Here is a 19,147-nt window from a genome sequence, read left to right as displayed (position 1 = left end):
GAGCCGCCTAGGTCGTCGACTCCGGGAGGCGCACGAACAGCGTGTAGCGTGCGCCTTCGATCGCTTCGAAGGCGATCAGCTTCTCGATCAGCGCCAGGTTCAGGACCTTGCCCGCGTTGAGCAGCAGCATGCCGTTGTTGGCGGTGAGGTTGCGCGCCAGCACCATGCCCGGAACCAGGTCGCGGGTGCCATGGGCACGGACTTGCGGATCGGCCAGGGTGACATCGGCAAGGGTCGTCGCGCAGACCTGGATGAACGGTTCGATCAGCTCGGGGTCGTACAGCCGGCCGGCGTATTTGCGGATGTACATCAGTGCTTCGTCGCGATTCATGCGCCGTTCGAGGATCAGTCCGCGCTGCAGCTCGACGAAATCCACCGCCAGCTTCAAGAGGCGCGAGCCCAGGGGAATGGCCTCGCCCTTGAGGTGGTCCGGATAGCCGCTGCCGTCCCAGTGCTCCTGGTGATGGCGAATCAGGCGGGCGGCGTCCTGCATCGGTTCCAGCGACATCAGCAGCGACTCGCTGAGTTCCGGGTAGCCGCGGAAACGATCGCGGTCGTGGTGATAGAGCAGGTCCGAGGGCGAGCTGAGCAGGGTGTCGTTCCAGCTTAGCTTGCCGATGTTGTAGAGCGCCGCGGCCATCGCCAGGTCGCGACCATCCGATTCGTCGACGAGGCCGCTGGCACAGCAGGCGCGGACCAGTTCGATGATTTGCTGGTTGGTCTGCTTGTCCTTGGGCAGGCGCTGGTTGACCAGCAGCGAGAAGACTTCGGTGCCGACCACGTAGCTGCGCTTTAGCTCCTCATAGGCGAGGTCGAGCATGTCGGCGGTCTGCTGCAGTTCGGCGGTGCGCGCCTGAACGCGCTTTTCCAGCGTGGCGTTGAGTTGCTGGAGGCGGTCGTTCTGCTCCTGGGTAAGTCGCTCCAGGCGCCGCCGCTCGCGCTCGGAATGCAGGTATTCGAGCGACTGGCGCAGGGTCAGCAGCAACTCGTCGTCGTTCCACGGCTTGCTCAGGTAATGGTGGATGCGCCCTTCATTGATGGCCTTGGCGATGGTTGGCAGGTCGGCATGGCCGGTGAGCAGGATGCGAATGGTTTCCGGGGAGCGGCGATGGATTTCCGCGAGCAGGGCAGCGCCGTCCATGTTCGGCATGCGGGCGTCGGACACCACCAGGTCCACGGGCCGGCTTTCCAGCAGTTGCAGGGCCTGTTCGCCGCTCTCCGCCAGCAACAGGTCGTAGGGCTGGTTGCGTAGCAGCCGGCGCAGGCTGCTGAGGATCAGCGGCTCGTCGTCGACCAGCAGCACGCTGAAGCGGATCTCCGTCTCGTTGGAAGGAGGTGCGCTATCGTTCATGAGTGTCTGTCCACCGGGTGAGTTTTGCCTGAATACTTCAGGCAAGCATAGTCCGAGTCTGGCCTGGACGAGGGCGCATGCACGCGGCGGCTGGGCGAGCGGAGGTGCGGATCATGGAGACGTTACCCATCAGGAACCGGCGCTTGCTGGTGATCGATGAGCGGCAGGCGGATCGAGACCGTGTATGCGGGTTGTTGCAGGGAACCCTAGGGGCCGAATCGCCTCCCGTGGCGCCTGAGCGGGGCTACCAGGTGGATACGGCGGGAAGCGCCGAGGAGGCATTGGGGCGGATACGCTCGGCCCTCCAGGCCGATGCGCCGTATGCCGTGGTGTTTCTCGGGATGCCGTCGGTAGGCGCGGATATTCCCGTTCTCGAGCGGTTCTGGCGTCTCGACTCCCGCTTGCAGGTCGTGGTGCATGCGCCTCCCGCCGATTTTCCGCTATTGGCGCCGTGGGCTGCGGAAGAGCGCCTGCTGCTCCTCGGCCTGCCTTTGCAGGGACAGGAGGTCCGCCAGATGGCCGGCAATCTCAGCGCCAAGTGGAACGTGACGGCTCACCTCCAGTTGCAGATGAGCCGGATGGAGGCTGCCATCCAGGAGATCACCCGGGAAGTCGGCCAGGCCAAGGAGGCGCTGGAGAAAGAGATCGGCGAGCGCAAGGAACTGGAAAGCCAACTGGTGCAGACGGAGAAGCTTGCCTCGATCGGCCACCTGGCCGCCGGCGTCGCCCATGAGATCAATAACCCCATCAGCTACGTTTCCTCCAACTACACCACCCTGGAGGAGCACGTCAGGCGTTTGCTGGAGGTACTTGAAGCCTATGAAGAGGCTCGCCCCGCGATCCGCGACGAGGCGCTGGCAAGACGCCTGGAGCAGCTCGGTGAGCGGGTCGAACTGGCCTTCGTCAAGGAGGATGTCGCCGTGTTGCTGCGCGAATCCAGGGAAGGTATAGGGCGGGTGCGCAAGATCGTCCAGGACCTGAAGAACTTCTCCCGCGTCGACGCCGAGGACGACTGGCAGTGGACCGATCTGCACCAGGGGATCGAGTCGACCCTCAATATCGTCGCCAGCGAACTGAAGTACCGGGCCGACGTGGTCCGCGAATACGGCGATCTGCCCGAGGTGAAGTGCCTGCCGTCGCAGATCAACCAGGTGGTGATGAACCTGGTGATGAACGCGGCCCAGGCGATGGGGCCGGAGCGGGGTCGCATCGTGATTCGCACGGGGCATACCGTGGAGCATGCCTGGATCGAGGTGGAAGACTCGGGGCAGGGCATCTCCCCCGAGATCCTGCCGCGCATCTTCGATCCGTTCTTCACCACCAAGCCGGTAGGCAAGGGGACCGGCCTGGGGTTGTCGCTCTCCTACGGCATCGTCCAGAAACACGGCGGCACCATCGAGGTACGCAGCCAGCCGGGAGTCGGCAGCGCTTTCCGGATCGTGCTTCCCTTGGAATCGCCCGGCAACCTGGGCGGAGCCCACGGAAATTAACTGTTGCGCCGGCTAGGGTAACGTAAGACAATGATTTATCTACCGTTTGGGGTGGGTCTCAGGTTGGGATGCCGGTTTGGTTCCCATTGCCGGCTCACTTGAAGCGAGATCCTGCCCGGATGGCGAAATCGGTAGACGCAAGGGACTTAAAATCCCTCGGGGGTAACCCCGTGCCGGTTCGACCCCGGCTCCGGGCACCATCGTGTTTCCTGGCGTTCAGCCGACTTCTGCGTTCCTTCCCCGATTTTCTTCCGGCCCGCCATCGCGCGGCAGTCAACGAGTCGACGTTGCCTTCTTTCCCTCCTCGGCCTTGGAGGCGTTTCATTCTAGTACGGCTCCGTATAGGGTTCGCCCTGGCTGGCGAGCGGGAGTGTTTGTTCAGCTTGAAGTAGTTGTCTTTGGAAGTTTGATTTTTTGTCGTTATCTTCTGCTCCTGCTTTTTAATTTCCTTTCCGAATATATTCAATTCACTGGCGGAATTATCCTATTTTCTCCTGCATGAATTGGTAGGCGGTACTTCCTCGTTGCTGTGCTTTGCTGACAGGGAAGGATCGCGAATCAGGGTTTTTCGCCTCTTTCGTTTATGAACAGGAATTCATATATCGGAGATCAATCATGGCTTGGAAAGGTGAGGTTCTGGCTAATAACGAAGCAGGGCAGGTAACGTCGATTATCTACAATCCGGGCGATGTCATTACCATCGTCGCCGCCGGTTGGGCCAGTTACGGACCTACCCAGAAATGGGGGCCGCAGGGCGATCGGGAGCATCCGGACCAAGGGCTGATCTGCCACGATGCGTTTTGTGGCGCGCTGGTCATGAAGATTGGCAACAGCGGAACCATTCCGGTCAATACCGGGTTGTTCCGTTGGGTTGCACCCAATAATGTCCAGGGTGCAATCACTCTTATCTACAACGACGTGCCCGGAACCTATGGAAATAACTCCGGCTCGTTCAGTGTCAATATTGGAAAGGATCAGTCCTGATAACTTGTCTCGGAAAAAAAAAGGGCCCGAATGGGCTCTTTTTTTAAATACAAATAAAGTGAAGTTGCCCGTGTGGCCGTTATGAACGGACAGGCAGCGCTTCGCAGTTGCGACTACCAATGACAAGAGTATCGAACTCCTGGAGCTGCCGCGGTCGTGGGAAACCGAGCGAGTGGGGGCGGGGAACTGCTTCAACACGCTTCGGTCTGAACGGGAATATCGATTCCTGACCCGATTCAGAATTCCGTCCACATAGTAGACAGTACCGAAGCCGATGCCCTGCCGACTTTCCCTGGTTGTATTTCCCGCTCTCTTCTCCATTGCCGCTGGCGCCGCGGAGGAACTCAAGGACATGGCAGGTTCGACCATCGTCGTTGCCGGAAGACTCGAGGCCGTCGAATGCCCTGGCGCAGGCCTGTACGATTGCACGGGGTGGCCTGCCAACCTGTACCGTTTCGAGGGACAGGACGTGTGCCTCAGCATCGAGGCTGGCTGCGATTACAGTTGCGATGGCATTCTCAGCGAGAAGGGCGGCACGCAATCGATCCTGGTTTCCGGCTCCTATCGCGATCACATCCGCAAGGTGGAAGGCACGCAGGTCTCCTGCCCGCGCTAGAGACGCTCGGCCGAGCGCTGGAAACATCGCGAGGTGCAACGGACGGTCTGCCGCCCGCTGAAGAAGGCGAGCGGCGCGGGATGTGCTAGGGTGCCCGTTTGCAGGGAGGACCCAGGGCATGGAGCACCCATACAAGACCCCAGAGGCGGACCTGGCCGAGGAGAAGCTGACTGCGAGAGGTTTCCTTTCCGGCGGGCAGCCGCTGTGGAAGGCATTCTGGCTGTTCTTCGCTGCGGGTTTCTTATTGCTCAGCGTCGCCGCCAGGCAGGCGATGGTGGCCATTGTCGATCCGCTGATGCAGGAAGCTCCCGGCGAACATGCGGTGGCCCTGACCTTGTGGGGAATGGTCGGTGTCGAGCTGGTTAGGCTGGCCTACCTGTGCCTCAGCCTCGTCGTGGTCTGGCGCTGCGGGCGCAATTCCCGCTGGGTGGCTGCGCGCCATGCCAGCAGGGCGGTGCTGTTGGCACTGATACTCCTGACCCTTTACTCGATCTATCTGGTCTGGGCCTTGCTCGCCAGTCCCTGAGCGACGCGCTGAGGCTGGCGAGCATGCTGGTAGGGCCCATTCCACGTGCCTGCGTTGGCTAACGCCGCAGCCAGTCCTCCAGTTGCTCCGGCAGCATCGGCTGGGCGATCAGATAGCCCTGGCCCTCGTGGCAGCCCCAGGCCTGCAGCAGGTGGAAGGTGTCGTGGGTCTCGATGCCTTCCGCGACCACCCGATAACCCAACTGGCTGGCCAGGCCGATCACCGCCTGGGTGACGCTCTGCGCCTTCGGCGAGCCGGCGAGGTCGCGGGTGAACGATTGGTCGAGCTTGATGGCGGTGATTGGCAGATCGCGCAGGTAGGTCCAGTTGCTGTAGCCGGTGCCGAAGTCGTCCACCGCGATGCCCATGCCAAGCTCCCGGGCACGCAGCAGCACCGAGCCGACCGCCGAGGCGTCGCGGATGAGTACGCTTTCGGTGAATTCCAGCTCGAGGGCGGAAAGGTCGATGTCGTAGGTTTTGGCGAGTCTGACGGCCTCTTCCAGGAAGCTGCTGTCTTCCATGTCCGATGCCGATACGTTGATCGCCAGCCTGAGCGGGATGTTCCGTGCGTTCCATTGCGCCAGCTGGGCCATGGCATGGCGCAGCACCCAGTCGCTGAGGGGGCGCATCAGTGCGGTTTTCTCCGCCAGGGGCACGAATTCGGCGGGGCTGACGAAGCCGAGTTGCGGGTGCCGCCAGCGCAGCAGCGCTTCCACGCCCGTGCACCTGCCTGTCGGCAGGTCGATTTTCGGCTGATACACCAGATGGAAGCCTTCTTCGGTTCCGATCGCCTGGGACAGCGAGGTCAGCAATGTGAAGGCACGCTGCTGGGCCTGGTCCAGCGGCGGGTTGTAGCGGGCCCAGCCGACACCGCGGTCGCGGGCGTCGTCGGCCGCGCTGACCACCAGGCGCAGCCAGTCCTGATCGCCGTCGAGGGGATCGTCGGCAAGTGGTAGTACGCCGAGGCCCACGTTGGCCTTGATCGGGATCCCGCGACATACGACGGGGCTTTCGAAGGCCCGCAGCAGGCGGAGGCAGACCGACTCGGTTTCTTCCTGTTGCTGCCGTGGCAGGAGCAGTCCGAAGCGCGTCGGGCTGATCTTGTAGAGAGTGAAATCCGGCAGTTCCGCGCGGATGCGGTCGCGCGCCTCGAGCATGAGGTCGTTGGAAAAGGGATAGCCCAGCGTACGGATGATGGTATTCAGCAGGGCGAGGGGCAGGAGGTCGGCGGCGATCACGGTGAGGGCGCCGTCGCGCTGCAGGCGCAGGGAAACGTCCTCCTGCAGGCGGAGACGGTTGTACAGGCCGGTTGGCTCGTCGATGTAGTTGGTCGAGCGGAGCGTATGGATACGGGCCATCACCAGCCGGGCGAAGTGCTCGAGCATGGCGACGTCCCGCTCGGCCAGCGGCCCGCGTGGTTCCCGGTCGATGACGCAGAGGCTGCCGAGGTTGAGACCTTCCGCGGTGGCCAGCGGAGCCCCGGCGTAGAAGCGGATGCGCGGTTCGCCTTGCACATAGGGGTTGTCCCGGAAGCGCGGGTCGAGGGTGGCGTCGGCCACCTCGAATACTCCCTTGCCCAGGATCGCATAGGCGCAGAACGAATCCCGTCGCGGCGTCTGCCGGATATCGAGGCCGATGCTCGCGCGAAACCACTGGCGCTGATGGTCGAGGATGGAAATGAGCGCGATGGGCGTCTGGAAGTAGGACGTAGCGGCGGCGAGGATTTCCTCGAATACCTCGTCCGCACCTTCTTCCAGCAGACCGAGTTGGTCGACGTAGGCCTGTCTCGAATGCTCGTCCTCGGGATAGGGTGGGGTTGCCATGCTGGACTCCTGGGTTACTGCGATGTCGGGCATCGGCAATCAATGATGTCATTGTGCCTTTATTTCGTGGAGCGCGGGCTCTTTTCCCAGATTGCAGCGATGAAAGGGCATGGAGGTTGATCGCGGTCATGCCGGTACGGCCTTCGACGCCGACGCCAGCTCTGCGAAATCGATTACCTGGTAAACGGACTCTTCCTATATCGGCCAGCATCACCGCTCGCTAAAACGGTCGCACATGCTTCCACCGAGAAAAGACATGTCCGACACGCTCTCCTTCGCCTCGCGCCTCTGCAAGTTCGTCATCCTTCTCGTCATCCTGCTGATCGGCGGCGCCAGCCTCTTCCTGTGGTGGCTGGGGCGACCTTACCAGGACGCCATGTCCGCCTTCGTCCCGTTGCTCATGCCGATGCTGTTTCTGGTGCTGGCGTTCGACACCTTTCGCGCCTTCTCCCGCCCCGGGCGCTAGGCCTCCGGGCGCGCAGGCACCGATGCAGCGCTGTATCCCCGTGCTGCCCCCTGTCAGCACTGATACGTGGAGCGGCGGGCTCTCCGCCACAGCGGAAGGGCCAGCTCATGCCTGCCCGCCGAGTGGCGCTTCGCTCAATGGCCGGGGAGAATGTCCACGGCGCCCGGCTTGTCATAGGCGCCGAAGCGATCGACCAGGGTCGCGCTGGCGGCGTTCAGGCCCAGCACGTCGACCTGCACGCCGCGCTGGCGAAAGCCCAGGATCACCTTGTCCAGTGCCGCGACGGCGGTGACGTCCCACAGGTGGGCGTGGCGCAGGTCGATGAGCACATGCTCCAGCGTCTCTCTCAGGTCGAAGGCGGCGATGAACCTGCCGGACGACGCGAAGAACACCTGCCCGCTCACCTGGTAGTGGCGGCGGGTGCCGTCGGCGGAGCGTTCGCTGTCGATATCGAGGTAGTGCCCGATCTTGTTGGCGAAGAACAGCGAGGCCAGGAGAACGCCCGCGACCACGCCGAAGGCCAGGTTGTGGGTGGCGAGGACCACGCCGACCGTCACCAGCATGACCAGGTTGGTCGATAGCGGGTAGCGCTTCAGGTTGCGGATCGACTCCCAGCGGAAGGTGCCGATGGACACCATGATCATCACCGCCACCAGGGCCGCCATGGGAATCCGCCCGACCCAGTCGCTGAGGAACACCACCATCAGCAGCAGCGCGACGCCGGCCACCAGGGTCGAGAGCCGGCTGCGCCCGCCGGATTTAACATTGATCACCGACTGGCCGATCATCGCGCAGCCAGCCATGCCGCCGAGCAGGCCGGTGGCGATGTTCGCCAGGCCCTGGCCCTTGCATTCGCGGTTCTTGTCGCTGCCGGTGTCGGTCATCTCGTCGACGATGGTGGCGGTCATCAGCGACTCCAGAAGGCCGACCACCGCCAGGGCGGCGGAGTAGGGCAGGACGATCAGCAGGGTGTCGAGGTTCAGCGGCACGTCCGGCCAGAGGAACAGCGGCAGGCTGTCGGGCAACTGACCCATGTCGCCGACGGTGCGGATGTCCAGGCCCAGGTAGATGGATATGCCGGTGAGGACCAGGATGCATACCAGCGGAGAGGGCAGCAGCCGGCCGATCCGTGGCAGGTGCGGGAAGCCGTAGACGATCGCCAGGCCCGCGGCGGTCATCGCGTAGACCGGCCAGCCGACATCGGTGAGTTCGGGTAGCTGGGCCATGAAGATGAGGATCGCCAGGGCATTGACGAAACCGGTCACCACCGAGTGCGAGACGAAGCGCATCAGCGAACCAAGGCGCAGGTAGCCGGCGAGTATCTGCAGCACGCCGCAGAGCAGGGTCGCTGCCAGTAGGTATTGCAGGCCGTGGTCCTTCACCAGGTTGACCATCAGCAGCGCCATGGCGCCAGTCGCGGCGGAGATCATTCCCGGACGGCCGCCGGCGAAGGCGATCACCACCGCCATGCTGAAGGAGGCGTACAGGCCGATCTTCGGGTCGACCCCGGCGATGATGGAGAAGGCGATGGCCTCGGGGATCAGCGCCAGGGCGACGACCAGGCCGGCGAGCAGGTCGCCGCGGAGGTTGGAGAACCAGTTCTGTTTCAGCGTCTGTAGCATCGGGATACCCAGGGGCGAGGCACGGCCCGTGCAGTCGGTCGACAGCGCGGGCCGCGGGATGGCATTGGAAAAAACAAGGGATGACGACAGGCGTTCAGGCGAACGAACGCTGGCCACGGTCGTTCGGACCGTGGCCGGAAGGGGCAGGCATGGCTATGGCGGAGTGGGCAGCCAGGTCATCGGGGAGTAGCGGGTAGTCGCTTGCAGGGAGCGGCAGCATAGCTGATTCGACAGGTTCGACCAAGCCGGCAGCTCGGGCTTTCCCTGGGTTGCGTCGCGATCGACGGCATGGAACCAAACAAGCGAAACGGTTCTAAGCTATCGAGGGATCGTCCTCGCATGGAGAGAACATCATCATGTTCAACACTCGTTCTGTGCTCGCGCTGGTCGTGAGCCTGTCCCTGATCGGCGGTACGCCTGCCGTCCTGGCCGACCCGGGCAATGGCAAGGGCAACCCGCACGGTAACCAGATGGACGGCGGAAAGGGTAACAAGGGCAACAAAGGCAACCAGGGTGGCCACGACAACCATGGCGGCCCCGGCAACAAGGGCGGCGGCGCCGGCCAGAAGGGCAACGGCGGCGGCAACTGGGACTCGGGACCGCGTATCGACGTCGGCGGGGTACGGGTGATCCTCGGCGACAACCGCGGCTACTGGAACCCGGGGCCGGCCCTGCCGCCCGGCATCCAGAAGAACCTGGCGCGCGGCAAGCCGCTGCCGCCCGGCATCGCCAAGAAACTCGACGGCCGCCTGCTAGGCCGGCTGCCGCACTACGACGGCTACGAGTGGATGCAGGCCGGCACCGACCTGCTGCTGGTGGCGGTGGCGACCGGGCTGATCTACGAGGTGCTGGACAACGTCCTCGACTGATCGAACCCTGGCTGTGCATGGCGGATAGCGCCACAACGCTATCCGCCATGACCCCCCGTTGGAGCGGCGGATAATCGCGTTGCGGTTGTCCGCCTTACCTCATGAAAGTCGTTTCCTTACCCCAGGTCAGGCCCGCAGGCGTTGCAGGGCATCGCCCAGTTGCGCGGAGAGGCCGTGGAGATCGCGGCTGGCGGCTTCGGTCTGCTCCACCTGTTCCTGGTTGCTGGAGGCGATCGAGGCGATTTCCGTGAGGTTGCGGGAAATGTCCTCGGCCACGGCGGTCTGTTCCTCGGCGGCGGTAGCGATCTGGCGGTTCATGTCGCGGATCGATTCGACCGAGGCGGTGATCTGGCGCAGCATGGTGCCGGCGTTGGCAACCTGCTCGGCACCGGCCTCGCTGCGCGACTGCCCGCTTTCGATGGCGCGCGCGGCATTCACCGCGCCGTTCTGCACGGTATCGATGATCTGGTGGATCTCGGCGATGGACTCGGCGGTGCGCTGCGCCAGGGTGCGGACCTCGTCGGCGACCACCGCGAAGCCACGGCCGGCATCGCCGGCGCGGGCGGCTTCGATGGCCGCGTTGAGAGCGAGCAGGTTGGTCTGCTCGGCGATGCCACGGATCACGTCGAGGACCTTGCCGATCCTGCCGCTATCGCTTTCCAATTGGCGGATGACCTCCACCGTATGGTCGATCTCCTTGCGCATCTCGCCGATGCTGCGAATCGTTTCTTCCATCACGTCTTCGCCGCGCTGGGCGGAATCGTCCGCCTCGTCGGCGGCCCTGGCCGCGTCGCCGGCGTAGCGCGCCACTTCCTGGGCGGTGGCGGACATTTCCTGCATCGCCGTGGCGACCTGGTCGGTGCGGCTGAACTGCTCGCGGGTACCGGCCGCCATCAGGCTGGCGATCGCGTTCAGCGAGCCGCTGGCGCTGTCCAGGTCGCGGGTACTGCGCCGCAGCCGGTCGAAGATGTCCACCAGGAAGTCGCGCAGGGTGTTGGCGGCCAGGGCCAGCTTGCCGAGTTCGTCCTTGCGCCGGATCTCGATGCGCTCGCCGAAGTCGCCATGGCTGAGCTGGGCGATGTGCTCGATCAGGCGTTGCACCGGACCGACCAGGTTGCGGTTGACCAGCCACAGGCTGAGCAGGGCGACGGCCAGGCTGGCGCCGATCAGCACCAGGCTGCCGAGCAGCATGGTGCGCCGGGCCTCCGCGCTGATGGAGGAGGAATGGAGATCACTGGCCTGGTGCAGTTCGTCGCGCAGGGCCTGCATCTGCGCGGTGGTGGCGCGGTCGATGCCGGTCACCGCCTGGTCGCCGGCGATGGGGTCGGCGCCCGCCTCGAGGAACCGTTGCCTGCCTTGTCGGTAAGCCGTACCGAGTCGCCGGTGCTCTTCGCGCAGGCGCTCGACACGATCCTTCAACTCGCCTTCGGCCACGCTGCCCAGGCGCCCGAGGATGTCCTGCACCGCTCGCTCCTGGGCTTCGAACTGACTCCAGTATTTCGTCTGGGCCTCTGCCTGGCGTCCGCGCAGCAGGACGTTCTTCCATTCCTGGACCTGGCCGCGGAATTGCAGGTTGGCCTCGTCGATCAGTTGCGCCGCCCGCACGGGGCCGCCGAGCAGCTCGCGGTAGGCGCGTACGTCGCCGGTCAGCGAGCCGAAGCAGGCCAGGGCTATGAGTAGCAGCGCAGCCAGGCTGCCGCCGAGCAGGACAAGGATTTGCGCACGTAGGGATTGTTGCAGCATGGAACGCCTCGATGGATTGCCAGGTTGGACCGGCACGCAGGCTGCGACGAGGCAGCCGAGGACGTCCCTGTGGCCCGGCGAGGCGGGCATGGCGCGTGTTCCGGCTCGCAGAGTATCGACAGCGGATCTGACAACTTGAGGACGACGCAGGGGCCGGGCCAGAGCCGACGAAGGGAAATAGCTGGCATGGATGTTCTGCGGGGCTTCGGTTAATCTCTGTGACGAATGTCACATTGTGCCAGTCGAAGGATCTGATTCATGGATGTCCCTCCCACCGTTCAGGATGAACAGGCCGTTTCCCGCCAGTTGCACTCGTTGAGTGTGCGCAATCTCGCTCACCTGGCCGCTGCCCTGACCCAGCTCGGCTTCGAGCTGTCGCGCAGCTCCGACCCTGGCACCCGCCAGGCGGCCAATGCCTTCATCGGCCAGTTGGCCAATATCAACCAGGACATCGATCGACAGATCGAGCTGCTCAGCGCGCTGGACGCCGACAACGTGGGGTTTCGCCTGCTGGACGAGGTGCAATACCCGGATGCGCCCGAATGAGCCGACGCCAGGAGCACGCAAAGAGTGGAGGGGGTGTGCGGGCCGAGAGCGGCAGTCTCCCGGCGTGGCGCTGATCAGTCTTCCTGGCGCAGGTCGCTGAGCATCTGCTCCCAGTACTGGTTGGCCTTGCGGTTGAGATCGAAGGCGGCTTGACGCAACTGGTCATACTCGGCGCCGCTGTAGCCGCTTTCGCGCAGCTTCTGGCGAGCGGCGTCGGCTTCTTCGCGCAGACGGTTGTAGGTCGCCTGGTCGTCCGCCCAGGTCCTGCCTGTGCGCCGGGTGTACTTGTCCTGGGGTTCAGCCATGGGTTCTCCTTGCGGGCCGGATGGGACTTGGAAAAACGCTGCGCTGAACAGACTTTTTCCAATGGCAAAAATTCAAAAAAAACTGACGGATTGCGCGACTTCGCTATTGGTACCGATGTCCCATACCTGTACGCCAGCCGATGAAATTTGTGCGTTCCTCGCCAAGTCGGCTAGCTTGTTCAGGCTTGCGCCTTGGCGCTCGCCGTCTCTCCGGTAAGCTGGGAACGTTGTCGCCATGGGCTCGGAGACTGCGCGGACGGCGCCATGGCGACAGGTCCGACCTTTCCCTCCGATGGGTTTTGCGAGTAAGGAAATGCTATGAGAAGCAAGGCGTCCGGCTTGGCGCTGGTGGTAGTGGCGGGGCTTGTGGCGGGTTGCGCCAGCAGTGGCTATCAGCCCGAGGTCGACTGGCCGGCCGGCTGGCAGGTGATCACCGAGAGCATCCCACCCGAGGCCAGCGACGTGGAGCAACTGGGCTCCCGGCAACTGGCGACCAAGCTCGGGCCGGGAGGCGAGAAGGAAGCCAGCATCGAGTTGCTCAGCCTGAAGATGATGGAAGAGGAGTCGGTGGAGATCGACGGCCAGTTCCAGAGTGTCTTCGATGTCGTCCAATCGGGCTACCGCAAGGCCGGGCTGGGCTCGCGCTGCACCACACCGATCCGCTCGAACCTCGGCGGCCTGGCATCGCTGGAGACCCACTGCCGGATCAGCCAGGGCAACGAGGTGCTGCTGACCCAGATCGTGGCGATGGCCCTGGGACAGCGCGCGATGTACTCCCTGGTATATACCGCCAGTCCGGCCAACAGCGTGGTCTACCGGCAGAGCTACCTGCGCACCCGGGCCAGCCTGGTCCTGCGCTGAAGGGCCAGCCGCTCGACGCCTGGACGCGACCGGAGTCGCTCAGGCTTCCTCGGGCGGCGCCTCGACGCTGAGATAGCGATGGGCGCCGCAACGCCGGCAACGTTGGCGCAGCATCAGGTCGGGGCCTACCGTGACCAGGCTACCTTCGTCCCAGCGGCAACCTCGCAAGAAACAACGCAAGCGCATGACTCCTCCCCGCGGGGCGGCTCGCCCCGTCCACGAAACAGGCAGTGGTGGTGTGGTTCACTCCGGCTTGTTCTTGTCTGGAGGTGGGAAAAGCCTGCGGCGAAGCGTCTAGAATGGGCAACCTAAATTCGCCGGTTCATTCCGCGGCGGGATTCATCACCCAACTGGCGGCGGTGACCTGCGGTGCCAGGCACAGCTCGCCGACCATCTGTTCCACCAGCGAATCCTCCTTGTGCAGGGTGAACACCACGGCGTTCACTTCCACGTTGCCGCTGCCTTTCAGCGCGTGGCTTTCCAGGCTCTGCAGGTTCAGGCGGTTGTCGCCCATGCGTTGCAGCAACTGCATGCGCACCAGCGCTTCGTTGCGCGCCTCGCAGGACACGCTGATCTGGTAGAAGCGCTCCTGCTCGGCCTCGCCCGAGGTGTGGCGGTCCACCACCCGGCCGAGAGCGGGCAGGAACAGGTTGGCGATGACGATCAGCGCGGTCGTCATGCAGGCCGCCAGGATGAAACCGCTGCCGGCCAGTACGCCGATCGCGCCGGTGCTCCAGATGCTCGCCGCAGTGCTCAGGCCGCGTACGCTGAGGCCGTCGCGCATGATCACGCCGGCGCCGAGAAAACCGATGCCGCTGACTACCTGGGCCGCCATGCGGGTCACGCTGACCTCGTTGTCGAGCAACAGCGGCAGGATCGAGAAGCTGGCCGCACCGAGTGCGACCATCGCGTGGGTGGCCATGCCGGAAGAGCGCTGTCGCCATTGTCGCTCGAGACCGACCAGCGCACCGAGGCCGAGGGCCGTCACCAGGCCGATGGCGATTTCCGGGGTCATGCTGTGCTCCTGTGAAAAACCGCCCATTCTACGCCGTTCCGTTGGGCCGCGCCGGAGCCGACGGCCCTGGGCGGACAAGCCTCTTGCGTTTACCTTTACGTTAACGTAAACATGCTCTTCGACTTCACCGACACCGCTCGCCGGTGTCCGTCGTAGCGCCCTGGCGGCGCAGGACGACGGTTCAGCGACATTCCCAGAACAACCACAACAAGGGAAAGCCATGAATCAGCCGAGCTATACCTCGGGTCGCCAGGATGTCGCCTTGCTGGCGACCACCGTCGGCGACGCCTTCGATGCCACCGTCGCGCATCATGCCGAGCGCGAGGCGCTGGTGGTGCGGCATCAACGCCTGCGCTACAGCTGGCGGCAACTGGCGGAGCGGGTCGATACCTACGCCCGCGCCTTCATCGCCCTGGGCCTGCGCCCCGGCGAGCGTCTCGGGATCTGGGCGCCGAACTGCGCCGAATGGTGCATTACCCAGTTCGCCAGTGCCAAGGTCGGCGCGGTCCTGGTGAACATCAACCCGGCATACCGCAGCAGCGAGCTGGAATACGCTCTCAAGCAGTCCGGTTGCAGTTGGCTGATCTGCGCCGACGCCTTCAAGACCAGCGACTACCATGCGATGCTCGGCGACCTGCTGCCGGAGCTGGCGCGGGCACGTCCGGGCGAACTGGCCAGCGAGCGCCTGCCGGAACTGCGCGGCGTGATCAGCCTGGCCGAGCGGGCGCCGACAGGCTTCCTGCACTGGCAGGGCCTGCCGGGGCTGGCCGCCGCGGTAGGCGCCGAGGAACTGCGCCAGCGCCAGGCCTCGCTGCAGTTCGACGAGCCGATCAACATCCAGTACACCTCCGGTACCACCGGCTTCCCCAAGGGCGCCACCCTCAGCCACTACAACATCCTCAACAACGGCTACATGGTCGGCGAAAGCCTCGGACTCGGCGCGGAAGACCGCCTGGTGATCCCGGTGCCGCTGTATCACTGCTTCGGCATGGTGATGGGCAACCTCGGCTGCGTCACCCACGGCTCGACCATGATCTACCCGGCGCCCAGCTTCGACGCCGAGGCGACCCTGCTGGCCGTGGCCGAGGAGCGCGCCACCGCGCTGTACGGGGTACCGACCATGTTTATCGCCGAGCTGGATCATCCGCGCCGCCGCGAATTCGACCTTTCCAGCCTGCGCACCGGAATCATGGCCGGCGCCACCTGCCCGATCGAGGTGATGCGGCGGGTCATTGGCGACATGCACATGGCCGAGGTGCAGATCGCCTACGGCATGACCGAGACCAGCCCGGTGTCGCTGCAGACCGGTCCGGACGATGGCCTGGAGCTGCGCGTGACCACTGTCGGACGCACCCAGCCGAGGCTGGAGAGCAAGATCGTCGACCAGACGGGCAGGGTGGTGCCACGCGGCGAGATCGGCGAGCTGTGCACCCGCGGCTACAGCGTGATGCTCGGCTACTGGAACGACCCCCAGGCCACCGCCGAGGCCATTGACCCGGCGCGCTGGATGCACACCGGCGACCTGGCGGTGATGGACGACGACGGCTACGTGCGGATCGTCGGGCGCAGCAAGGACATGATCATCCGCGGCGGCGAGAACATCTATCCGCGCGAACTGGAGGAGTTCTTCTTCACTCACCCGGCGGTGGCCGACGTGCAGGTGATCGGCATCCCCGACGAGCGCTATGGCGAGGAAATCGTCGCCTGGATCAAGCTGCATCCGGGCCACCACGCCGATGACGAACAGTTGCGGGCGTTCTGCAAGGCGCGTATCGCTCACTTCAAGATCCCGCGCCACTTCAAGTTCGTCGACGAGTTCCCGATGACCGTTACCGGCAAGATCCAGAAGTTCCGCATGCGCGAGATCAGCATCGAAGAGATTCGCCTACTCGCGCTGCGCCAGGGGCGCGATTGAGAGGATGGAGCCGCGCCCCGCTCCTGCGCTAAGGTGGCGGGCGGCGCGCAGCGAGGCGAGAGGGACGGGTGAAGAACGACGGCGAGACTCAGGCGAGCACCAAGGGCACCATCTCGGTGCGCCTGGTCGGCGAGGCGCTGGTGGAGTGGCGCCGGCAGGGCGGCGAGGAGGGGGAGGTCCTCCAGGCCGCCGGTATCGATCCGCAGTTGCTCGGCAAACCCTACGCGCGGGTCACCTCGCACGCCTATTCGCGGCTCTGGCTGGATCTCGCGCGGCGCATGGACGACGAGTTCTTCGGCATGGACGCGCGGCGCCTGAAGAGTGGCAGCTTCGCTTTCATGAGCCGCTGTGCGATCCACGAGCAGACCCTGGAGCCGGCGCTGACCGGCATCCTGCGATTCCTCTGCCTGCAGTTCGACGACTTCCAGCCGCGCCTGCAGCGCCGCGGCGGCCTGGCGGAAATCGTCCTCGACGAGGCGCCGGGCCGGTACGGGCGAGCGCTGTCCTACTTCACCCTATGGATGATCACCCATGGCCTGGCCTGCTGGCTGGTCGGCCGGCGCATCCCGATCCTGGCCATCGACCTGCGCTGTCCGCAGCCGGACTACATCGAGGACTACCGGGTGATGTTCAGCGACAACCTGCGTTTCTCCCGTCCCCTCAGCCGCCTGCTGTTCAATGCCGACTGCCTGGCCCTGCCGGTCCGCCGCGACAAGCGGGAGCTGCGGCGCTTCCTGCTCGGCGCGCCGGCCAACATCCTGGTCCGCTATCGCGATCCGCAGAGCCTGGCGGCGCGAATCAAGGCCTACCTGCGCAGCCTGCGGCCGGGACGCTGGCCGGACGCGGACGCGCTCGCCGGGCATTTCTTCATGGCGCCCTCGACCCTGCGCCGCAAGCTGTCCCTGGAAGGGCAGAGCTACCAGGCGCTGAAGGACCAGGTCCGCCGCGACCTGGCCATCGCGCGGCTGGACGCCGGCGCGGCGAATTTCGCCGAACTGGCGCTGGAGCTGGGCTTCGCCGATGGCAGCGCGTTCCACAAGGCGTTCAAGAAGTGGACCGGCTCGACCCCCGGGCAGTACCGGACGCAGGTCGCGGCGGAAACCGCGTCGGCCGAGTCGTCAGGCGTCTTGTCCGAAACGCTCGGCCGTCGATAGGGCGAATGCCGCGCAGCGTCATCCGCGGTATGTCGCGAACGGTTCGGGGGGACAGGCAGCCAGCCCGGATTGTCCAAACCGCTCAGGCAGATTGAAGCCTTTCGACATTGCCCCGCGCCAGCCACGGCGTGAAGATTCCGGCTACTCCATACAAAAACAAGCCGAGGAGTCCTGCAATGCGCGACTACGCCACCACTGCCGCCGGGTTCGACTTGCAGCGGACCGCCGCCGCCACGCTTTCCGGTACGCTCCAGGCGCTCAACGCCTGCGTCGAATGCTGCGACCGGCATGCCCTGCCGGGTCGGATCGCGTTGTTCTGGGAGGGCAAGGATGGCAGTCGCGCCAGCTATACCTTCAGCGAGCTGAAAGCGCTCTCCGGACGTTTCGCCAATTTCCTCCAGGCCCAGGGCGTACGCCCGGGCGACTGCGTCGCCGGCCTGTTGCCGCGCACGCCCGAGCTGCTGGTCACCATCCTCGGCGCCTGGCGCCTGGGCGCGGTGTACCAGCCGCTGTTCACCGCCTTCGGCCCGAAGGCCATCGAACACCGCGTGGCGACCGCCGGCAGCAAGGTGCTGGTCACCGATGCGGCCAACCGCGACAAGCTCGACGAACTCGCCGATCCGCCTCTGGCCGTCACCGTCGGCGGACCGAAGGGGCAGGGCATCCGTCGCGGCGATTTCAGCTTCTGGGCCGAGCTGGAGCGCTATCCGGCCGAATTCGAGCCGGTTCCGCGCAGCGGCGAGGATCCGTTCCTGATGATGTTCACCTCCGGCACCACCGGCCTGGCCAAACCGGTGCCGGTGCCGCTCAAGGCGATCCTCGCCTTCGTCGGCTACCTGCGCGAGGCGGTGGACCTGCGCCCCGAGGACGCCTTCTGGAACCTCGCCGATCCGGGCTGGGCCTACGGCCTCTACTACGCTGTCGCCGGTCCCCTCGCCATGGGCCATCCGACCACCTTCTACGAAGGGCCGTTCAGCGTAGAAAGCACCTGCCGGATCATCCGTGACTACGGCATCACCAACCTCGCCGGATCGCCCACCGCCTATCGCCTGCTGATGGCCGCCGGCGCGGCCGCGGAAACTGCGCTGAAGGGGCGCCTGCGCGCGGTCAGCAGCGCCGGCGAGCCGTTGACGCCGGAGGTGATCCGCTGGTTCGCCGACAGGCTCGGCACCACCATCCACGACCATTACGGGCAGACCGAGCTGGGCATGGTGCTGTGCAACCACCATGCCCTGGCGCATCCGGTGCGGGTCGGCGCCGCCGGATTCGCCTGTCCCGGGCACCGGGTGGTAGTGCTGGACGACGATCTCAACGAACTGCCGCCCGGCCAGCCGGGCATCCTCGCCCTCGACCGGCGGCGTTCGCCGCTGATGTGGTTTCCCGGCTACCAGGGCCTGGAAACCGCAGCCTTCGTCGGCGACTACTACCTGAGCGGCGATACCGTCGAACTCAACGAAGACGGCAGCATCAGCTTCGTCGGCCGCGCCGACGACGTCATTACCACCTCTGGCTACCGGGTCGGCCCGTTCGATGTGGAGAGCGCGCTGATCGAACACCCGGCAGTGATGGAGGCGGCGGTGATCGGCAAGCCCGACCCGGAGCGCACCGAACTGGTCAAGGCCTTCGTCGTGCTCTGCGCCGGCCACCGGCCGACGCCGGAACTGGCGGACGCATTGCAGCGATACGTGCGCCAGCGCCTGTCGGCGCACGCCTACCCGCGGGAGATCGAGTTCCTCGAGGAACTGCCGAAGACTCCCAGCGGCAAGATCCAGCGCTTTCTCCTGCGCAACCAGGAGATCGCCCGGCAACGCGAGGCGGCCCCACGGGCGGCCGCCGCGAACTGATTCAGCAGGAGAAAACGA

General features: G+C 65.1%; 18 protein-coding genes and 1 tRNA gene. 12 read left to right on the top strand and 7 right to left on the bottom strand.

Features of this window, described 5'->3' with window-relative positions:
• Positions 1 to 7 precede the first annotated feature (7 nt).
• On the bottom strand, positions 8 to 1,351 hold the full coding sequence (locus tag HMPREF1224_RS14715) for a response regulator c-di-GMP phosphodiesterase, NosR family (RefSeq protein ID WP_003102481.1): 1,344 nt from the start codon (positions 1,349 to 1,351) through the stop codon (positions 8 to 10).
• 77 nt (positions 1,352 to 1,428) lie between these two features.
• Between HMPREF1224_RS14715 and HMPREF1224_RS14710 the strand changes: the two genes are divergently transcribed.
• The 5 genes from HMPREF1224_RS14710 to HMPREF1224_RS14695 all read left to right on the top strand — a co-directional run bounded on the left by HMPREF1224_RS14710 (position 1,429) and on the right by HMPREF1224_RS14695 (position 4,967).
• Positions 1,429 to 2,841, top strand: coding sequence for an ATP-binding protein (locus HMPREF1224_RS14710; RefSeq protein WP_003120048.1), 1,413 nt, complete (start codon positions 1,429 to 1,431; stop codon positions 2,839 to 2,841).
• Between the two features lie 113 nt (positions 2,842 to 2,954).
• A tRNA-Leu gene (locus HMPREF1224_RS14705) sits at positions 2,955 to 3,041 on the top strand.
• A 415-nt stretch (positions 3,042 to 3,456) separates the two neighbouring features.
• On the top strand, positions 3,457 to 3,825 hold the full coding sequence (gene lecA / locus HMPREF1224_RS14700; protein ID WP_003102492.1) for a PA-I galactophilic lectin: 369 nt from the start codon (positions 3,457 to 3,459) through the stop codon (positions 3,823 to 3,825).
• A 274-nt stretch (positions 3,826 to 4,099) separates the two neighbouring features.
• Positions 4,100 to 4,441 (top strand): hypothetical protein, encoded by a 342-nt coding sequence (locus HMPREF1224_RS0111870; RefSeq protein WP_003120049.1) that lies wholly within the window; start codon positions 4,100 to 4,102, stop codon positions 4,439 to 4,441.
• A 118-nt stretch (positions 4,442 to 4,559) separates the two neighbouring features.
• Positions 4,560 to 4,967: a hypothetical protein gene (locus tag HMPREF1224_RS14695; RefSeq protein WP_003102495.1), complete on the top strand. Its 408-nt coding sequence runs from the start codon at positions 4,560 to 4,562 to the stop codon at positions 4,965 to 4,967.
• Positions 4,968 to 5,025: 58 nt separating this feature from the next.
• Here the strand turns inward: HMPREF1224_RS14695 and HMPREF1224_RS14690 are convergent, their stop codons facing one another.
• The gene (locus HMPREF1224_RS14690) at positions 5,026 to 6,789 is read right to left on the bottom strand and encodes a cyclic di-GMP phosphodiesterase (RefSeq protein ID WP_003102498.1); all 1,764 of its coding nucleotides are present in this window, start codon (positions 6,787 to 6,789) and stop codon (positions 5,026 to 5,028) included.
• 256 nt (positions 6,790 to 7,045) lie between these two features.
• On the opposite strand from HMPREF1224_RS14690, the gene HMPREF1224_RS14685 reads away from it, so the two are divergent.
• Positions 7,046 to 7,255: a hypothetical protein gene (locus tag HMPREF1224_RS14685; protein ID WP_003102501.1), complete on the top strand. Its 210-nt coding sequence runs from the start codon at positions 7,046 to 7,048 to the stop codon at positions 7,253 to 7,255.
• Between the two features lie 134 nt (positions 7,256 to 7,389).
• Here the strand turns inward: HMPREF1224_RS14685 and HMPREF1224_RS14680 are convergent, their stop codons facing one another.
• Positions 7,390 to 8,877 (bottom strand): SulP family inorganic anion transporter, encoded by a 1,488-nt coding sequence (locus tag HMPREF1224_RS14680; RefSeq protein WP_010793074.1) that lies wholly within the window; start codon positions 8,875 to 8,877, stop codon positions 7,390 to 7,392.
• Between the two features lie 356 nt (positions 8,878 to 9,233).
• On the opposite strand from HMPREF1224_RS14680, the gene HMPREF1224_RS14675 reads away from it, so the two are divergent.
• On the top strand, positions 9,234 to 9,746 hold the full coding sequence (locus HMPREF1224_RS14675) for an anti-virulence regulator CigR family protein (RefSeq protein ID WP_003090028.1): 513 nt from the start codon (positions 9,234 to 9,236) through the stop codon (positions 9,744 to 9,746).
• 126 nt (positions 9,747 to 9,872) lie between these two features.
• Here HMPREF1224_RS14675 and ctpH read toward each other — a convergent pair whose 3' ends face one another.
• A complete protein-coding gene (gene ctpH, locus HMPREF1224_RS14670) occupies positions 9,873 to 11,579 on the bottom strand; it encodes a methyl-accepting chemotaxis protein CtpH (RefSeq protein ID WP_074198694.1) in 1,707 nt (568 codons plus the stop codon).
• Positions 11,580 to 11,747: 168 nt separating this feature from the next.
• On the opposite strand from ctpH, the gene HMPREF1224_RS14665 reads away from it, so the two are divergent.
• Positions 11,748 to 12,035 (top strand): type 4 pili assembly inhibitor PlzR, encoded by a 288-nt coding sequence (locus tag HMPREF1224_RS14665; RefSeq protein WP_003102510.1) that lies wholly within the window; start codon positions 11,748 to 11,750, stop codon positions 12,033 to 12,035.
• A 74-nt stretch (positions 12,036 to 12,109) separates the two neighbouring features.
• Here HMPREF1224_RS14665 and srfA read toward each other — a convergent pair whose 3' ends face one another.
• Complete coding sequence (gene srfA, locus HMPREF1224_RS14660; RefSeq protein ID WP_003090022.1) at positions 12,110 to 12,340, bottom strand: stress response facilitator SrfA; 231 nt, start codon at positions 12,338 to 12,340, stop codon at positions 12,110 to 12,112.
• Between the two features lie 318 nt (positions 12,341 to 12,658).
• Between srfA and HMPREF1224_RS14655 the strand changes: the two genes are divergently transcribed.
• A complete protein-coding gene (locus HMPREF1224_RS14655) occupies positions 12,659 to 13,201 on the top strand; it encodes a DUF4946 domain-containing protein (protein WP_003090018.1) in 543 nt (180 codons plus the stop codon).
• 39 nt (positions 13,202 to 13,240) lie between these two features.
• Here HMPREF1224_RS14655 and HMPREF1224_RS45545 read toward each other — a convergent pair whose 3' ends face one another.
• Entirely contained in the window at positions 13,241 to 13,387 is a 147-nt protein-coding gene (locus HMPREF1224_RS45545; RefSeq protein ID WP_003090016.1) for a PSPA7_2676 family Cys-rich small protein, read from the bottom strand.
• Between the two features lie 136 nt (positions 13,388 to 13,523).
• A complete protein-coding gene (locus HMPREF1224_RS14650) occupies positions 13,524 to 14,216 on the bottom strand; it encodes an MgtC/SapB family protein (protein ID WP_003102512.1) in 693 nt (230 codons plus the stop codon).
• A gap of 220 nt (positions 14,217 to 14,436) precedes the next feature.
• Between HMPREF1224_RS14650 and HMPREF1224_RS14645 the strand changes: the two genes are divergently transcribed.
• From HMPREF1224_RS14645 to HMPREF1224_RS14635, 3 genes are all read left to right on the top strand, one after another.
• The gene (locus HMPREF1224_RS14645) at positions 14,437 to 16,131 is read left to right on the top strand and encodes an AMP-binding protein (RefSeq protein WP_010793072.1); all 1,695 of its coding nucleotides are present in this window, start codon (positions 14,437 to 14,439) and stop codon (positions 16,129 to 16,131) included.
• 68 nt (positions 16,132 to 16,199) lie between these two features.
• On the top strand, positions 16,200 to 17,285 hold the full coding sequence (locus HMPREF1224_RS14640; RefSeq protein WP_010793071.1) for an AraC family transcriptional regulator: 1,086 nt from the start codon (positions 16,200 to 16,202) through the stop codon (positions 17,283 to 17,285).
• A gap of 176 nt (positions 17,286 to 17,461) precedes the next feature.
• Positions 17,462 to 19,129: an acyl-CoA synthetase gene (locus HMPREF1224_RS14635; protein WP_003102517.1), complete on the top strand. Its 1,668-nt coding sequence runs from the start codon at positions 17,462 to 17,464 to the stop codon at positions 19,127 to 19,129.
• Positions 19,130 to 19,147: the final 18 nt, after the last annotated feature.

The sequence above is a fragment of the Pseudomonas sp. P179 genome (assembly GCF_000478485.2).
Taxonomy (GTDB): Bacteria; Pseudomonadota; Gammaproteobacteria; order Pseudomonadales; family Pseudomonadaceae; genus Pseudomonas; species Pseudomonas aeruginosa.
Note: the sequence above shows the minus strand (reverse complement) of the source record. Positions and strands in the feature narration are given on the sequence as shown.

Excerpts from the sequence above, each read along its gene's own strand:
- HMPREF1224_RS14710 (WP_003120048.1), top strand. The coding sequence starts at position 1,429 with ATGCACGCGGCGGCTGGGCGAGCGGAGGTGCGGATCATGGAGACGTTA.
- srfA (WP_003090022.1), bottom strand. The coding sequence starts at position 12,340 with ATGGCTGAACCCCAGGACAAGTACACCCGGCGCACAGGCAGGACCTGG.
- HMPREF1224_RS14655 (WP_003090018.1), top strand. The coding sequence starts at position 12,659 with ATGAGAAGCAAGGCGTCCGGCTTGGCGCTGGTGGTAGTGGCGGGGCTT.
- HMPREF1224_RS14685 (WP_003102501.1), top strand. The coding sequence starts at position 7,046 with ATGTCCGACACGCTCTCCTTCGCCTCGCGCCTCTGCAAGTTCGTCATC.
- HMPREF1224_RS45545 (WP_003090016.1), bottom strand. The coding sequence starts at position 13,387 with ATGCGCTTGCGTTGTTTCTTGCGAGGTTGCCGCTGGGACGAAGGTAGC.
- HMPREF1224_RS14680 (WP_010793074.1), bottom strand. The coding sequence starts at position 8,877 with ATGCTACAGACGCTGAAACAGAACTGGTTCTCCAACCTCCGCGGCGAC.
- HMPREF1224_RS14715 (WP_003102481.1), bottom strand. The coding sequence starts at position 1,351 with ATGAACGATAGCGCACCTCCTTCCAACGAGACGGAGATCCGCTTCAGC.
- HMPREF1224_RS14650 (WP_003102512.1), bottom strand. The coding sequence starts at position 14,216 with ATGACCCCGGAAATCGCCATCGGCCTGGTGACGGCCCTCGGCCTCGGT.
- HMPREF1224_RS14665 (WP_003102510.1), top strand. The coding sequence starts at position 11,748 with ATGGATGTCCCTCCCACCGTTCAGGATGAACAGGCCGTTTCCCGCCAG.
- HMPREF1224_RS0111870 (WP_003120049.1), top strand. The coding sequence starts at position 4,100 with ATGCCCTGCCGACTTTCCCTGGTTGTATTTCCCGCTCTCTTCTCCATT.
- HMPREF1224_RS14690 (WP_003102498.1), bottom strand. The coding sequence starts at position 6,789 with ATGGCAACCCCACCCTATCCCGAGGACGAGCATTCGAGACAGGCCTAC.
- HMPREF1224_RS14645 (WP_010793072.1), top strand. The coding sequence starts at position 14,437 with ATGAATCAGCCGAGCTATACCTCGGGTCGCCAGGATGTCGCCTTGCTG.
- HMPREF1224_RS14635 (WP_003102517.1), top strand. The coding sequence starts at position 17,462 with ATGCGCGACTACGCCACCACTGCCGCCGGGTTCGACTTGCAGCGGACC.
- ctpH (WP_074198694.1), bottom strand. The coding sequence starts at position 11,579 with ATGCCCGCCTCGCCGGGCCACAGGGACGTCCTCGGCTGCCTCGTCGCA.
- HMPREF1224_RS14695 (WP_003102495.1), top strand. The coding sequence starts at position 4,560 with ATGGAGCACCCATACAAGACCCCAGAGGCGGACCTGGCCGAGGAGAAG.
- lecA (WP_003102492.1), top strand. The coding sequence starts at position 3,457 with ATGGCTTGGAAAGGTGAGGTTCTGGCTAATAACGAAGCAGGGCAGGTA.
- HMPREF1224_RS14675 (WP_003090028.1), top strand. The coding sequence starts at position 9,234 with ATGTTCAACACTCGTTCTGTGCTCGCGCTGGTCGTGAGCCTGTCCCTG.